A 14,280-nucleotide genomic window follows, 5' to 3' on the forward strand; every position below is an offset into this window, starting at 1 on the left:
GAGCCCCCTGAGTTCAGGTGCTAAAGTAAAAAAAGAAGCGGAAAATAGCAGCATTCATGCTTGCATTACCTTAATCGGCTACGTGGCGACGATGGGCTATTGAAAACGCATCACGGCAAAAAGTCAATGTATTGATACTGTTAAAGCAAAAGAGGGAGCCAGGCTCCCTCTCTTAAACTGGCTTACGCCAGAGCTGCTTTCGCTTTTTCAACCAGGGCAGAGAATGCCACTTTGTCGAATACGGCGATGTCAGCCAGGATCTTACGGTCGATTTCAACAGAGGCTTTTTTCAGGCCGTTGATGAATTTGCTGTAAGAAATACCGTTCTGACGTGCTGCTGCGTTGATACGTGCAATCCACAGCTGACGGAACTGACGCTTTTTCTGACGACGGTCACGATAAGCGTACTGACCAGCTTTGATAACAGCCTGGAAGGCAACACGGTAAACGCGTGAACGCGCGCCGTAGTAACCTTTAGCTTGTTTCAAAATTTTCTTATGACGTGCACGTGCAATCACACCACGTTTTACGCGAGCCATATGCTCTCCTGTATATTCTAATTAAAAAGTTAAAAGGTTAACGACTTATGCGTACGGCAGGCACGCGATGACCAGGCCCAGATCGCCTTTAGAAACCATGGCTTTCGGACGCAGGTGACGTTTACGCTTGGTAGCTTTTTTGGTCAGAATATGACGCAGGTTAGCATGCTTGTGCTTAAAACCACCTTTACCGGTTTTTTTGAAGCGCTTAGCAGCACCGCGTACGGTCTTGATCTTTGGCATTTTTCAATTTCCACTTCGCATTGTTAATAAACGAAACAAAGGCGAACTAAACCCGCGAGCACGAGGCCCACAGGTTTAATTACTTGATGGCCTTACTGTTTCTTCTTCGGAGCAAGCACCATAATCATCTGGCGGCCTTCGATCTTCGTAGGGAAGGATTCGACAACTGCCAGTTCATTCAGATCGTCTTTCACGCGGTTAAGCACTTCCATACCGATCTGTTGGTGGGCCATCTCACGACCGCGGAAACGCAGCGTGATCTTGGCCTTATCGCCCTCTTCGAGAAAGCGAATCAGGCTGCGGAGTTTTACCTGATAGTCGCCTTCATCTGTACCAGGTCGGAATTTGATTTCCTTAACCTGAATAACTTTTTGCTTCTTCTTCTGTTCCTTAGAAGATTTGCTCTTTTCATAGAGGAACTTGCCGTAATCCATTATACGGCATACGGGCGGCTCGGCGTTAGGGCTAATTTCGACTAAATCAACCCCGGCTTCTTCAGCTTTTTCCAGAGCTTCTCGCAGACTCACAATACCAAGCTGCTCGCCTTCCAGACCAGTTAAGCGAACTTCCAGGGCGCGGATCTCGCCATTAATACGATTGGGACGCGCCGTTTGAACTCGTTTTCCGCCTTTAATACCTTATTCCTCCAGTTGTTGAAGACTGCGGCTGCGAATCTCTTGTTGCAGCTTCTCGATAACTTCATTTACGTCAAGGCTACCCAGGTCTTTACCGCGACGGGTACGCACAGCAACTTTGCCGGCTTCAACCTCTTTGTCACCACAAACAAGCATATAAGGGACACGACGTAAAGTGTGCTCGCGGATTTTAAAGCCTATCTTCTCGTTTCTCAAGTCTGCTTTTACACGAATGCCTGCATTTTGCAGTTTCTGGGTCAATTCGTTGACATATTCAGACTGTGAATCAGTAATGTTCATGACCACCACCTGCACCGGCGCAAGCCAGGTTGGGAAGAAGCCAGCAAACTCTTCAGTCAGGATGCCGATAAAGCGCTCCAGCGACCCAAGAATTGCGCGGTGAATCATAACTGGAACCTGACGCTCGTTACTTTCGCCCACATAAGAGGCGTTCAGACGAGACGGCAGGGAGAAGTCCAGCTGTACCGTTCCGCACTGCCATGCACGATCGAGGCAGTCATAAAGGGTAAATTCAATTTTCGGACCGTAGAATGCGCCTTCACCCAGTTGATATTCAAATGGGATATTGTTCTCTTCCAGCGCAACCGCCAGATCCGCCTCAGCACGATCCCACATCTCGTCGCTACCAATACGTTTCTCGGGACGGGTGGAGAGTTTGACGACGATCTTTTCGAAGCCAAATGTGCTGTACATATCGTAGACCATACGGATGCAGGCGTTCACTTCATCGCGAACCTGCTCTTCCGTACAGAAGATGTGCGCATCGTCTTGCGTAAAGCCGCGCACGCGCATCAGACCGTGTAACGCACCCGAAGGTTCATTACGATGGCAGCTACCGAACTCCGCCATACGCAGCGGCAGATCGCGGTAGGATTTCAACCCCTGGTTGAAAATCTGCACATGTCCCGGGCAGTTCATCGGTTTGATGCAGTACTCACGATTCTCCGAGGAGGTCGTAAACATAGCATCTTTGTAGTTGTCCCAGTGGCCGGTTTTTTCCCACAGCACACGGTCCATCATGAACGGGCCTTTCACTTCCTGGTACTGATACGCTTTCAGTTTAGAGCGTACGAAAGTTTCCAGTTCGCGGAAAATAGTCCAGCCATCGTTATGCCAGAAAACCATACCCGGCGCCTCTTCCTGCATATGGTACAGGTCAAGCTGCTTGCCGATTTTACGGTGGTCGCGTTTCGCCGCTTCTTCCAGACGCAGCAGATAGGCGTTAAGCGCTTTTTTATCGGCCCATGCGGTACCATAAATGCGCTGCAGCATCTTGTTGTTGCTGTCGCCGCGCCAGTAAGCGCCCGCCGTTTTCATCAGTTTGAAATGGTGGCAGAAACGCATATTCGGTACGTGCGGACCGCGGCACATATCGATGTATTCTTCATGATGATACAAGCCAGGCTTGTCATCATGGGCAATATTCTCATCAAGAATGGAGACTTTGTAGTTTTCACCGCGTGCGACAAACGTTTCACGCGCTTCCTGCCAGCTTACTTTTTTCTTGATAACGTCGTAGTTGGATTCGGCCAGCTCGTGCATACGTTTTTCGAGCGCGTCGATATCTTCCTGAGTCAGGGTGTGGTCAAGATCAACGTCGTAATAGAAGCCGTTGTCGATAACCGGACCAATCGCCATTTTGGTGTGCGGCCACAGCTGTTTAATCGCATGCCCTAACAGGTGCGCACAGGAGTGACGGATAATCTCCAGTCCCTCTTCATCCCTGGCGGTAATGATGGCAAGGTTTGCATCACTGTCGATGATATCTGAAGCATCGACCAGTTCACCATTAACTCGACCGGCGATGCAGGCTTTCGCCAGACCAGGTCCAATATCAAGCGCGACATCCAGGGGGCTTACGGCGTGGTCATAATGGCGTTGGCTGCCATCAGGAAGCGTAATTACAGGCATTTCATTTCCTTAATTTGCAGTGGTGCGCCACACGAAAGAGCACATGCAAAATGAGATTTCAAAGATATAACAGCCGCTTAGATAAGTTTTCTCGCTTCACTCTGCGGAATATGTATCGGGCGGTGATGACCGCACTTTACCCTTACCCGCTGCTGTTAAGTACCCGACAATAGTACACATTTGCACTCGGTGTTGAAAGGACTAGTGTGATGTGGATCATTTTTGCGCCCTTTTCCATCGCTTTGGAGAGGAGGCACCATCGATCTGCGGTTGCGCAACAAAGGTATTATCTGATTTTTCTTTGCCATCTTGACACAACAGGGGTCGAAGCAGTCTATTTGGCTTCCCAACAACTCCTAAACCGCTGATAAATCATGGTAATATTTTATGTCTTAGCCATTATTCTGTTGATTGCTATTGTTATTTTTGCCTTCTACAAACACAGCAAAGTGAAATATTCGCAAACCCTTCCGGTTTCGCCGAGAAAACGACGTTAGGGCTTTTCGCTTTTTCCGGGCACGCAGCAATGCGTGCCTTGTTGAAACGAGGCTCAGGTTTTGAAACCCAGCGCGCGAATCACCTCCTCCATCGCCGCTTCTGTCAGCGCAGTGCGTTTAATTTTCTGATTAGCCAGCATGGTTCTTATCACACCCGCAATGACAATATGCTTAGGCTCCTGCCCCAGATCACGCATCTCAAGCACAACCTTTCCTACTACCCGGCACATCTCATCGTATAACGCTTCATCATTAAGCTTGCCCATATCGCCCGCTTCTCCCCTCTTTTTTCATTAGAAAGCCTTGAGTAAAACGCAACTTTCCTTCATGTCAGCCCTTTGCAAGTGTGCCATATCTCAGCAAACGCATAGTCAAAAAGTAAAACAACTTGTTTTTTATACAGTTGCACAAAGTTAAATTTCCTTATCGATTTACCTTAAAGAAACTTACTCCTGTTGCCGATAAATAGAGCATTCGTGGTTTGAATGATATAGCGACGGTAATGCAAGCGATCAATTACAACGAGATGACGGGATTGAACCTGACGGTTCGAAAAACAACCTCATCGACTCTGCAGGAGTCAATTGAGCGTTTGTCGTCAGGTTTACGAATTAATGGCGCAAAAGACGATGCGGCAGGCCAGGCCATCGCCAACCGTATGCGCTCAAACAGCAACGCGGACACCGTGGTTTCCCGTGGGCTGGATGACGCTATCAGCATGGCGCAGACCGCCGATGGCAGCCTGAATACCATTAGCGAACGGCTGATTCGCGCCAAAAGCCTCGCTATCCAGGCAGGCAACAGTACGCTTTCAGAAAGCGACAGACAGAGCATTCAGAATGAATATAAAAGTATTCTGGATACTATTCAGTCGATTTCTGAAGATACGGAGATTTTCGGCACCTACCCGCTGGCAACGGACTCCCCGGAACTACCGCCGGAGCTTATCGGCGATGTCCCGCCGCTGAGCACTAAATTTCCAGTGAAGGGTACAGACTATTCGTTCAGCTCCGGGATCGTCTCACTGGCCTATATCCCGGCGGGTGCGAAGAATATCACTCTCACTATCGACTCGCTGGGGTTAGATGACGATATCCAGCTCTTTACACGCGATGGTAAGCATCTGGCGGGCACGCCAATTAACGGCAGCGACCCGGACTACACCTGGAAAAGTCGCGGCATCACGGATTCTGCGAAGGCAACCAGCCGCGTATTGACCACATCTAACGGTTTTAAGAGTGGTGCCACCTACGATGACTCTCTGCTGATTGAGGGGGGATCATCCTGGGCCTTAAATGGTAGCGCGACGCTCCCCTACAATGGCATGACCATTAAATACAGTGGTGATGGCGATCGTTACGAGTCTGCTGCGGCTTACAATGACGGCAGCAATGGCTCAAACCGCCTTGAGCGATTAACTATTGATAATGTCACCGAAGATCTTGTCGTAATGGTCGTGGGTAGCGGCTCTTTTACCAGCAACCTGACCTGGGGCGATCTCCCCAAACCGACCATTACGCCGGAAGTGCCACCCAAACAGAGCAGGCCGTGGGAAGTGGTGACCAGTGCTACTGTCGGGGATGAGATCAAATCAACGACTATCCCAACCACCCCTGCGGATGTTAAATCCCTTGGCTTAACCGGCACGGAACTGCTGTCAGAGAGAACCGCCGGCGTGGCCATGGGCAAGCTCGATCAGGCGCTGGAGAAAGTGAGTGGTTATCGTGCGCAATATGGCGCTTTTATTAATCGTTTTGAGTCGAACAAAGCGGTGCTGGCCCAGCAGAGTGTTGCCACGCAGGCGGCAAGAAGCCGGATTGAAGATGCTGATTACGCACTGGAGGCGAGCAAAATGGCGAAAGCGCAACTCTTACAGCAGGGTCAGGATGCCGTGCTCAAAGTGGCTAACCAGGCGGCGGAGAATATTCTTTCGCTCCTGCGTAGTTGATGGATTGAGATTTAACCCAAAGCGAGAAGTCTTGTTAGCGCATCTTTTGCTAATAACGTGTCAGAATGAACGCAGAATCCATATCCAGCCTGGCGAATTTAAAAACCGGTACCGCTTTATCCGGTTTTTAAATTAAGCAGCTGAAATAACTCAAATACTCTTTATTCCCATTCACCGGCCACCAGCGTATGCATATTAAACGCAGCGTCGTTAGATCCTTTTACGGCATGAGCGCCAGGAACCATATTTGAACCTGCTTCGATGGTAGTGATGTGGTTTGTGGATTGTGCAGACGATGCCGCGAATGCGCTGAAAGAGAGCGCGGAAATAACCAGCGCGGCGGCGGTTGTTTTGATTGTTTTCATGATCGAATTCTCTTACCTGAAATAGATGTAACTGGCCGGGCAGTAAAACGCCCACAACAAGAATTGTAGATCTGGATCACACTTCTGCCCAGTCAATTTATTTAGCCGTTCGTGTCAAATAAACTGAATAGGTTTCTGAGGACGAAGGTGGAGAGAAGGAGCAGGAGATTACCTAAATAAAATTGAGAGCGCCCTTAACATAAATAAAAACGGGCCGGATAATCCGGCCCGTCCAATTAAATTTTATAACCTAAGGTAATCGACGTTCTGCGATCGGTATGATCCGGTGCCGATGACGGCGGCTCAGAGTTCCAGGTCACGTTATAGGCAACCTTCAACGCGAAGTGGGAGTTAATCGCCACGTTCAGTGCGGTTTCGGAGTTGACGGTGGTATCGTCGGCGCCAAACACCGAAACGCCCTGGGTGAACTTCGCATTGTCAGAGAATTGCCACGCGTAAGTGCCAGACGCATAGCCCAGCGCCGTCGTTTTAGTATCGCCGTTCGTGTACTTGTCATAACGTACACCCGGACCGAATTCGAGACGGAAGCTGTGAACCGGGCCATTCAGGAACTGACGACCATAACCGGCGGTTGCGATATCACGAGCGTGATAACCGTTGTACCGATCGGTTAACCAGCTCGCCTGGCCGAACAGGTAGTCGTAGTCAGTCATGTTATAACGGCTACGGCCACCAACAGCATACTTCTCAGAAGAACGTTCGTCGTTAGACGAGGTATTACTGGCGTTGCCCCACAGGGACCAGGCCGTAGTATCGCCATACCATGTCAGGGTAGAGTCAGCCGTCAAAGAGGAACTCTTTGTGTTACCTGACTGACCGAGATAGCCACCGTTAACGCTACCTTCAAACGGTTTTTTGGCGGAGGCGGGGTCATCCATGACAGTAAAAACGGTATCATCTGCGACAGCATTCATCGACGCAAGCACGCCCGCAGCCATAACCAGCGCGGGTACTGTCTTAAAAAGCTTCATTTTTTTAAATCCGTACAGTAAATGAGACCAACACGGTCCCGGAAACTTTCTTATGGATCAATGACCAACGGTCCGTAGAAAGGTAACAAATTATAAAAAGACCGCTTAAACATATCAATGAAATCTTATTTGATTTTTTGAATAAGAGAGATCTCAGAATAATTGTTATAGATTCCGAAATATCACCCCGAAAATAATATCGTATTTAAAATCATACTGTTATTTACTTTCCCTTCCCCGTAAATGGTGCCAGGCTTACTGCACGCTACGTAACAGGAGGTCAATATGGTATCGATTTATACGCTAACGCTCGCGCCATCCCTCGATAGCGCGACAATAACGCCGCAAATTTACCCGGAAGGAAAACTGCGTTGCACCTCACCGGTATTTGAGCCGGGCGGCGGTGGCATTAACGTTGCGCGCGCCATTGCCCACCTCGGTGGAAAAGCCACCGCGATTTTTCCTGCCGGCGGCGCGACCGGCGAACACCTCACTGCCCTGCTCGCCGATGAGCATGTCCCGACCCTCAGCGTGCAGACCGCCGACTGGACGCGACAAAACCTGCATGTGCACGTTGAGGCGAGCGGCGAGCAGTATCGCTTTGTAATGCCAGGCGCAGCCCTCAGCGAAGATGAGTTCCGCCAGATTGAAGAGAAAGTGCTGACAATAGAGAACGGTGCCATTCTGGTCATCAGCGGCAGCCTTCCGCCGGGTGTTCAGCTTGAAAAGCTGACGCAGCTGATTACCGTCGCGCAAAAACAGGGAATTCGCTGCATTATTGACAGCTCAGGCGACGCGCTGGCCGCTGCGCTGGAGATTGGCAATATCGAACTGGTCAAACCCAATCAGAAAGAGCTGAGCGCGCTGGTGGGCCGCCCCCTCAACCAACCCCATGACGTGCTGCGTGCGGCGCAGGAGATCATAAACAGTGGCAAAGCGCGTCGCGTAGTGGTCTCGCTGGGGCCGCAAGGGGCGCTGGGAGTAGACCAGCAGGGCCATGTACAGGTTGTACCGCCGCCGATGAAAAGCCAGAGCACCGTTGGCGCGGGCGACAGCATGGTCGGTGCCATGACGCTTAAGCTTGCCGAGGATGTCCCGCTCGACGATATGGTGCGCTTCGGCGTCGCGGCCGGCAGTGCGGCCACGATCAATCAGGGCACCCGCCTGTGCGCCAGCGAGGATACGCAGAAGATCTACGACTATCTACGCGGTGTTTAAGCGGATTAACGCAGCGAGAGCCTCCGGCAGCGGTCGACAAATGTTTGTCGCCGACTATGCTCAAAAAATTCGCAATAACAATGAGGTGAAGTATGAGTAACGATGGCATCACCCGCTACGTCGTCACGGTGAAATTTCACGATGAGACGTTAACGGATATTAATGAGCTGAATAACCACTTTACACTTGCGGGCTTTCTTATCACCATGGCGGATGACGATGGCAAGGTGCACGATCTTGGCACCAACACCTTCGGCCTGATTAGTGCCTTGAGTGAGCAGGAAGTTCATGAGCTTGCCAGCGGCCTCGCAGAGAGTGCCGTCGGGCGAAAAACGGATGTCACGGTTTCCACCTGGGAGACGTGGCGGCAACAAGAGCAATAAATGCCATCCTGCGTCGTGCGTGCGCCTGGTGTGCGTTAAGTCGAATTTTTTCACAGCTTTAGTGCGCTAACCTAATGATCTGGCTGATTACATGGGAGAAATATCATGTGGCAAGCGATAAGTGGTCTGTTAAGCGAGCAACTGGGTGAAGGCGAAATTGAACAACGCGATGAGCTACCAGGCGGCGAAATTCACGCTGCATGGCGCATACGTTACGCAGGACGCGACTGTTTCGTTAAGTGCGATGAGCGCGCCCTGCTTCCCATCTTCACTGCCGAAGCCGATCAGCTGGCGCTGCTGGCGCGCAGCAATACGGTACGGGTTCCTGAAGTGTGGGCGGTCGGCAGCGATCGCGACTACAGCTTTCTGGTGATGGAATATCTCGAAGCCCGTCCGCTGGATATGCACAGCGCCTTTTTACTGGGTCAGCAGCTTGCGCATCTTCATCAGTGGAGCGATCAGCCGCAGTTCGGCCTCGACTTCGATAACGATCTCTCCACCACGCCGCAGCCGAATGCCTGGCAGCGGCGCTGGTCCACCTTTTTTGCCGAGCAGCGTATTGGCTGGCAGCTTGAGCTGGCGGCGGAGAAAGGGCTCCAGTTCGGCAATATTGATGCGATTGTTGAACATGTTCAGCAGCGGTTAGCTGGTCACCAGCCGCAGGCCTCTTTATTGCATGGCGATCTCTGGTCTGCCAACTGCGCGCTCGGCCCGGAAGGTCCCTATATCTACGATCCCGCCTGCTACTGGGGCGACAGGGAGTGCGATCTGGCGATGCTGCCGCTCCATCCGGATCAGCCGCCGCAGATTTACGACGGTTACCAGTCCATCTCTCCGCTCCCGCCCGATTTCCTTGACCGCCAACCGATTTACCAGCTTTACACCCTCTTCAACCGCGCCATTCTCTTTGGTGGTGAACATCTGATGAATGCGCAGAAGGCGCTGGATCGGGTATTGACCGCGTGAAAGTGAAAGGCTGAAAAGCCCGATCGCGACTGCCATCGGGCGCTGTAGCGTTAAAGGAATCCGAGCAGCTTAAAGAAGAAGTAGCCCGCCACAATGATAATGGCCGGCAGCACATAGAGCGGAAAAATCTGCAGGAAAATGGTGTGGTTTGGCACGACGATGCGCGCTTCAATCTGCTCGCGGGTAAGCCCCTCTTCGCCCCTGGCTTTTTCGAGGATCAGCTGGTTTTCCACCCCTTCGCGCACAAATCGTGCCTGGCGGCTCATGCGCGCACCGGACGCCTGTAAGGCCAGGCCAACAAAGATCAGTGCGAAGATAATCCAAAAGAGAACGTTCAGACCCTGCTGAAAATGGGGCGTAGGCGAGTTGTACCAGAAGAGATTGAGGAAAGGCGTGTTGAACCGCATCATCTCAATCATGACATGGGCAAAATCGAGCATCACGGCGTTGATACCGGGCTGTTTATCACTATGCTCATACATAAACTTCAGGATCGAAATAACGGTCGAAATAACGGCCGGAATAAAAATCACCCAACCCAGAACGCGTTTCAGTACGGCGATGCGTCCAGCTTGTTGATACGTCATGGATTCCCCTTGTTGTTGACGCACTGTTTGTGCCTTAGTCTACCTGCTGATAACTATTTTCGCCTGATTTTTAAAGACGTCAGGGTGAACCCCTTGTCATACTCACTACCTTCACCCTGTTTTATTTTGCTAACCGGAGAGGTGTTATGTCTGCCCCGCGCCAAACAGTTGCAGCAATTTTTGATATGGATGGTTTATTAATTGACTCGGAACCGCTGTGGGATCGCGCCGAACTTGAAGTCATCGCAAGCCTTGGCGTCGATACTTCACGCCGCGGTGAACTGCCAGACACGCTGGGCCTGCGCATCGATATGGTGGTTGATTTATGGTATGCGCAACAGCCGTGGAGCGGCCCTTCCCGCCAGGAGGTCACCGCACGGATCATTGAGCGCGCTATTGCGCTGGTAGAAGCAGAGCGTCCGCTGCTGCCCGGCGTGCGTGAAGCGCTGGCACTTTGCAAAGCGAATGGCTTGCGCGTCGGGCTGGCCTCCGCATCGCCGCTGCATATGCTGGAGAAAGTGCTGGCGATGTTTGACCTGCGCGAAAGCTTCGATGCGCTGGCCTCCGCTGAGAGCCTGCCCTACAGCAAACCGCATCCGCAGGTTTATCTTGATTGCGCAGCGAAGCTGGGTGTTGATCCTTTAGCTTGCGTGGCTCTTGAAGATTCCGTCAACGGGATGATTGCCAGCAAAGCGGCGCGCATGCGTTCAATTGTCGTACCCGATGAGGAGCATCGCGCCGATCCGCGTTACGTGCTGGCGAATGTCAAACTTGACAGCTTGCAGCAGCTCACCGCCGCACACCTGTTGGGTTAATTAAGTGCAGGAGCGGCGAAAAGCCGCTCCTGCATCACAAAAATATTGAAACGCAATTTCATTTGTTTGTATTTTGCACTCCCGCCCTCTATTCTGATCTGCAGGCATTGACGCCCGTCACGACATGACATCACGCCGGAGTAGATATGATACTGGATGCTTTTAAGCTAACGGGTAAGGTGGCTCTTGTAACCGGATGCGATACCGGTCTGGGCCAGGGAATGACAGTGGGTCTGGCGGAAGCAGGCTGCGACATTGTCGGAGTTAACCGGAAAATCCCCCATGAAACGGCGCAACGCGTGGAAGCGCTCGGTCGCCGCTTTCATGCGATACAGGCCGATCTGCGCGACCAGCAGCTTACAACGATTGTTGATGAAGCGGTGGCGAAGATGGGACACCTCGATATTCTCATCAACAATGCCGGAACAATCCGCCGCTGTGACGCCATCGATTTCAGTGAAAAGGATTGGGATGAGGTGATGGATCTCAATCTGAAATCGCTCTTCTTCCTGTCACAAGCCGTCGCCCGACAATTTATCGCTCAGGGTAGTGGCGGCAAAATTATCAATATCGCCTCAATGCTCTCCTGGCAGGGCGGCATCCGCGTGCCCTCTTATACCGCCTCAAAGAGCGGCGTGATGGGCCTTACCCGCCTGCTGGCAAACGAGTGGGCAAAACATAACATTAACGTGAATGCCATCGCACCGGGCTATATGGCGACCAATAATACCCGGCAGTTGCGCGAAGATGCTGAACGCAATCAGGAGATCCTCGATCGCATTCCTGCGGGCCGCTGGGGCACGCCGGAGGATTTGCAGGGTGCGGCGATTTTTCTCGCCTCGCCTGCGGCCAACTACATTAATGGTTACACTCTGGCGGTCGATGGCGGCTGGCTGGCGCGCTAAATTAACAGGATTGTGACAAAGAGTTACACCGTCACCTCTTCCGCCTACTGTACAAACATCCTATACTGTATGCATCGACAGTTTAGCGAGTTTGATCATGACGGCGGAAGGACACCTGCTTTTTTCCATAGCCTGCGCGGTGTTTACCAAGAATGCCGAATTGACGCCCGTGCTTGCACAGGGCGACTGGTGGCATATTGTGCCTTCAGCCATCCTCACTTGCCTGCTGCCGGACATCGATCACCCCAAGTCCTTTCTTGGCCAGCGGTTAAAGTGGATCTCAAAACCCGTTGCGCGCGCCTTTGGTCACCGTGGGTTTACCCATAGCCTGCTGGCGGTCTTTCTTGCTCTGACGCTGTTTGCCTTAAAAGTCCCGGACAGCTGGTTCCTGCCGGCGGATGCGTTGCAGGGCATGGTTGTCGGCTATCTCAGCCATATCGTTGCAGATATGCTCACGCCCGCCGGTGTGCCGCTGCTATGGCCCTGCCGCTGGCGCTTTCGCCTGCCGATTCTCGCCTCCCAAAAAGGCAACCAGCTTGAGCGCGTACTCTGTATGGCCTTGCTCACCTATGCCGTGTGGATGCCGCAAACCCTGCCCGATAATGGTGCAATCCGCTGGTCATCTGAAGCGATAAATATCCTGCAAAATGAGTTTAATCGCTTTATAGATCGCCAGTCTGCGCGATAAATAGTCGATTTTGAACACTTCGCTATAAAGCATTCCATTTGGATATAAGCCGCTCCGGACACTTCTGCTAACCTTGCGCCACAGGATGACCTTGATGTCATCACGATAATGAAATCAGGAGAACGGGGATGAATTTTCCATTAATCGCGAACGTTGTCGTGTTCGCCGCACTGCTGCTTTTGCTGGCGCAGGCGCGCCACAAACAGTGGAGCCTGGCCAAAAAAGTACTGGTTGGTCTCGGGCTTGGCGTGGCGTTTGGCCTCGCGCTGCAGGCCATTTACGGTGCCGATAATCCGGTGCTGAAAGAGTCTATTCAGTGGTTTAACGTTGTCGGTAACGGCTATGTACAGCTGCTGCAAATGATTGTGATGCCGCTGGTTTTTGCTTCAATCCTCAGCGCCGTTGCGCGTCTGCATAATGCGTCGCAGCTGGGCAAAATCAGTTTCTTAACCATCGGAACGTTGCTCTTCACCACGCTTATCGCCGCGCTGGTGGGTGTGCTGGTGACTAATCTGTTTGGCCTTACCGCTGAAGGGCTGGTGCAGGGCAGCGCAGAAACCGCGCGTCTGAACGCCATTCAGAGCAACTACGTAGGAAAACTGGCCGATTTGACGGTGCCGCAGCTGCTGCTGTCGTTCGTGCCGAAAAACCCGTTTGCCGATCTGACTGGCGCAAGCCCGACCTCAATCATCAGCATCGTTATCTTTGCCGCTTTTCTCGGCGTTGCCGCGCTGAAGCTGCTGAAAGATGATGCGCCGAAGGGCCAGCGCGTGCTGTCGGCTATCGATACGCTGCAGAGCTGGGTAATGAAGCTGGTGCGTCTGGTGATGCAGTTGACGCCTTACGGCGTGCTGGCGCTAATGACTAAGGTGGTTGCTGGCTCCAACATCCACGACATCATCAAGCTGGGCAGCTTCGTTATCGCCTCTTACCTCGGCCTCGGTATTATGTTCGTGGTACATGGCGTGCTGCTGGGCTTCAATGGCGTAAGCCCGCTGAAGTTCTTCCGTAAAGTATGGCCAGTGCTGACCTTTGCGTTTACCAGCCGCTCCAGCGCCGCTTCTATTCCGCTGAATGTGGAAGCGCAGACCCGTCGCCTTGGCGTACCGGAATCGATCGCCAGCTTCTCCGCCTCCTTTGGCGCGACCATCGGGCAGAACGGCTGTGCGGGTCTCTACCCGGCAATGCTGGCGGTGATGGTTGCACCGACGGTCGGCATCAACCCGCTGGACCCGATGTGGATCGCGACGCTGGTCGGTATTGTCACCATCAGTTCCGCCGGTGTGGCGGGCGTGGGCGGCGGTGCCACCTTCGCAGCACTGATTGTGCTGCCAGCGCTCGGCCTGCCCGTTACGCTGGTGGCGCTGCTGATCTCTGTTGAACCGCTGATCGATATGGGCCGTACCGCGCTGAACGTCAGCGGCTCAATGACCGCCGGGACGCTGACCAGCCAGTGGCTGAAGCAGACGGATAAAACCATTCTGGATAGCGAAGAGCACGCCGAACTGGCGCATCGCTAAGTTCTAAGTTTCGCTGGTAAAAACAAAACGCCTGCACACTGCAGGCG

17 protein-coding genes and 1 other annotated feature (1 of these 18 only partly in view) are annotated in these 14,280 nt (G+C 52.4%); of the genes, 8 read left to right on the plus strand and 9 right to left on the minus strand.

Going from position 1 to position 14,280, the window contains the following annotated elements:
• Positions 1–63, minus strand: a sequence feature (Phe leader region) (it extends 62 nt beyond the left edge of the window).
• The 6 genes from pheM to fumD all read right to left on the minus strand — a co-directional run bounded on the left by pheM (position 14) and on the right by fumD (position 4,112).
• Entirely contained in the window at positions 14–58 is a 45-nt protein-coding gene (pheM, locus tag PU683_RS15130) for a pheST operon leader peptide PheM (protein ID WP_001386830.1), read from the minus strand. Its footprint overlaps the feature before it by 45 nt.
• Positions 64–182: 119 nt before the next feature.
• A complete protein-coding gene (gene rplT, locus PU683_RS15135; protein ID WP_007374646.1) occupies positions 183–539 on the minus strand; it encodes a 50S ribosomal protein L20 in 357 nt (118 codons plus the stop codon).
• Between the two features lie 45 nt (positions 540–584).
• A complete protein-coding gene (rpmI, locus tag PU683_RS15140) occupies positions 585–782 on the minus strand; it encodes a 50S ribosomal protein L35 (protein WP_001124225.1) in 198 nt (65 codons plus the stop codon).
• A 92-nt stretch (positions 783–874) separates the two neighbouring features.
• Complete coding sequence (gene infC, locus PU683_RS15145; RefSeq protein WP_071532057.1) at positions 875–1,417, minus strand: translation initiation factor IF-3; 543 nt, start codon at positions 1,415–1,417, stop codon at positions 875–877.
• Positions 1,418–1,420: 3 nt separating this feature from the next.
• Complete coding sequence (gene thrS / locus PU683_RS15150) at positions 1,421–3,349, minus strand: threonine--tRNA ligase (protein ID WP_277172898.1); 1,929 nt, start codon at positions 3,347–3,349, stop codon at positions 1,421–1,423.
• Between the two features lie 550 nt (positions 3,350–3,899).
• Positions 3,900–4,112 (minus strand): fumarate hydratase FumD, encoded by a 213-nt coding sequence (gene fumD, locus PU683_RS15155; protein WP_277172900.1) that lies wholly within the window; start codon positions 4,110–4,112, stop codon positions 3,900–3,902.
• 236 nt (positions 4,113–4,348) lie between these two features.
• Between fumD and PU683_RS15160 the strand changes: the two genes are divergently transcribed.
• Entirely contained in the window at positions 4,349–5,794 is a 1,446-nt protein-coding gene (locus tag PU683_RS15160; protein WP_277172901.1) for a flagellin N-terminal helical domain-containing protein, read from the plus strand.
• Between the two features lie 161 nt (positions 5,795–5,955).
• On the opposite strand, the gene PU683_RS15165 is transcribed toward PU683_RS15160, so the two are convergent.
• A complete protein-coding gene (locus PU683_RS15165) occupies positions 5,956–6,159 on the minus strand; it encodes a hypothetical protein (RefSeq protein WP_277172903.1) in 204 nt (67 codons plus the stop codon).
• Positions 6,160–6,395: 236 nt separating this feature from the next.
• Positions 6,396–7,151 (minus strand): DUF481 domain-containing protein, encoded by a 756-nt coding sequence (locus PU683_RS15170; RefSeq protein WP_277172905.1) that lies wholly within the window; start codon positions 7,149–7,151, stop codon positions 6,396–6,398.
• A 285-nt stretch (positions 7,152–7,436) separates the two neighbouring features.
• Between PU683_RS15170 and pfkB the strand changes: the two genes are divergently transcribed.
• The 3 genes from pfkB to PU683_RS15185 all read left to right on the plus strand — a co-directional run bounded on the left by pfkB (position 7,437) and on the right by PU683_RS15185 (position 9,718).
• Positions 7,437–8,369, plus strand: a complete 933-nt coding sequence (pfkB, locus tag PU683_RS15175; RefSeq protein WP_277172907.1) for a 6-phosphofructokinase II — start codon at positions 7,437–7,439, stop codon at positions 8,367–8,369.
• A gap of 92 nt (positions 8,370–8,461) precedes the next feature.
• Entirely contained in the window at positions 8,462–8,752 is a 291-nt protein-coding gene (gene ghoS, locus PU683_RS15180; protein WP_277172909.1) for a type V toxin-antitoxin system endoribonuclease antitoxin GhoS, read from the plus strand.
• A 105-nt stretch (positions 8,753–8,857) separates the two neighbouring features.
• Complete coding sequence (locus PU683_RS15185; RefSeq protein ID WP_277172912.1) at positions 8,858–9,718, plus strand: fructosamine kinase family protein; 861 nt, start codon at positions 8,858–8,860, stop codon at positions 9,716–9,718.
• Positions 9,719–9,768: 50 nt separating this feature from the next.
• On the opposite strand, the gene PU683_RS15190 is transcribed toward PU683_RS15185, so the two are convergent.
• Positions 9,769–10,305 carry a YniB family protein gene (locus tag PU683_RS15190; protein ID WP_277172914.1) on the minus strand — a complete coding sequence of 179 codons (537 nt, stop codon included), beginning with the start codon at positions 10,303–10,305 and terminating at the stop codon, positions 9,769–9,771.
• Between the two features lie 146 nt (positions 10,306–10,451).
• Between PU683_RS15190 and hxpB the strand changes: the two genes are divergently transcribed.
• The 4 genes from hxpB to PU683_RS15210 all read left to right on the plus strand — a co-directional run bounded on the left by hxpB (position 10,452) and on the right by PU683_RS15210 (position 14,233).
• A complete protein-coding gene (hxpB, locus tag PU683_RS15195) occupies positions 10,452–11,120 on the plus strand; it encodes a hexitol phosphatase HxpB (protein ID WP_277172916.1) in 669 nt (222 codons plus the stop codon).
• A 146-nt stretch (positions 11,121–11,266) separates the two neighbouring features.
• A complete protein-coding gene (kduD, locus tag PU683_RS15200) occupies positions 11,267–12,025 on the plus strand; it encodes a 2-dehydro-3-deoxy-D-gluconate 5-dehydrogenase KduD (protein WP_277172918.1) in 759 nt (252 codons plus the stop codon).
• A 97-nt stretch (positions 12,026–12,122) separates the two neighbouring features.
• Entirely contained in the window at positions 12,123–12,713 is a 591-nt protein-coding gene (locus tag PU683_RS15205; protein WP_277172920.1) for a metal-dependent hydrolase, read from the plus strand.
• Positions 12,714–12,841: 128 nt separating this feature from the next.
• Positions 12,842–14,233: an L-cystine transporter gene (locus PU683_RS15210; RefSeq protein WP_277172922.1), complete on the plus strand. Its 1,392-nt coding sequence runs from the start codon at positions 12,842–12,844 to the stop codon at positions 14,231–14,233.
• The last annotated feature ends 47 nt before the right edge of the window (positions 14,234–14,280 follow it).

Source organism: Candidatus Kosakonia sp. 282A-S69, from assembly GCF_029433855.1.
Classification (GTDB): domain Bacteria; phylum Pseudomonadota; class Gammaproteobacteria; order Enterobacterales; family Enterobacteriaceae; genus Kosakonia; species Kosakonia cowanii_A.

Coding starts and splice junctions, on each gene's coding strand:
- kduD (WP_277172918.1), top strand. CDS start 11,267: ATGATACTGGATGCTTTTAAGCTAACGGGTAAGGTGGCTCTTGTAACC.
- PU683_RS15190 (WP_277172914.1), bottom strand. CDS start 10,305: ATGACGTATCAACAAGCTGGACGCATCGCCGTACTGAAACGCGTTCTG.
- rpmI (WP_001124225.1), bottom strand. CDS start 782: ATGCCAAAGATCAAGACCGTACGCGGTGCTGCTAAGCGCTTCAAAAAA.
- PU683_RS15205 (WP_277172920.1), top strand. CDS start 12,123: ATGACGGCGGAAGGACACCTGCTTTTTTCCATAGCCTGCGCGGTGTTT.
- rplT (WP_007374646.1), bottom strand. CDS start 539: ATGGCTCGCGTAAAACGTGGTGTGATTGCACGTGCACGTCATAAGAAA.
- thrS (WP_277172898.1), bottom strand. CDS start 3,349: ATGCCTGTAATTACGCTTCCTGATGGCAGCCAACGCCATTATGACCAC.
- PU683_RS15160 (WP_277172901.1), top strand. CDS start 4,349: ATGCAAGCGATCAATTACAACGAGATGACGGGATTGAACCTGACGGTT.
- hxpB (WP_277172916.1), top strand. CDS start 10,452: ATGTCTGCCCCGCGCCAAACAGTTGCAGCAATTTTTGATATGGATGGT.
- pfkB (WP_277172907.1), top strand. CDS start 7,437: ATGGTATCGATTTATACGCTAACGCTCGCGCCATCCCTCGATAGCGCG.
- PU683_RS15185 (WP_277172912.1), top strand. CDS start 8,858: ATGTGGCAAGCGATAAGTGGTCTGTTAAGCGAGCAACTGGGTGAAGGC.
- ghoS (WP_277172909.1), top strand. CDS start 8,462: ATGAGTAACGATGGCATCACCCGCTACGTCGTCACGGTGAAATTTCAC.
- PU683_RS15165 (WP_277172903.1), bottom strand. CDS start 6,159: ATGAAAACAATCAAAACAACCGCCGCCGCGCTGGTTATTTCCGCGCTC.
- PU683_RS15210 (WP_277172922.1), top strand. CDS start 12,842: ATGAATTTTCCATTAATCGCGAACGTTGTCGTGTTCGCCGCACTGCTG.
- fumD (WP_277172900.1), bottom strand. CDS start 4,112: ATGGGCAAGCTTAATGATGAAGCGTTATACGATGAGATGTGCCGGGTA.
- PU683_RS15170 (WP_277172905.1), bottom strand. CDS start 7,151: ATGAAGCTTTTTAAGACAGTACCCGCGCTGGTTATGGCTGCGGGCGTG.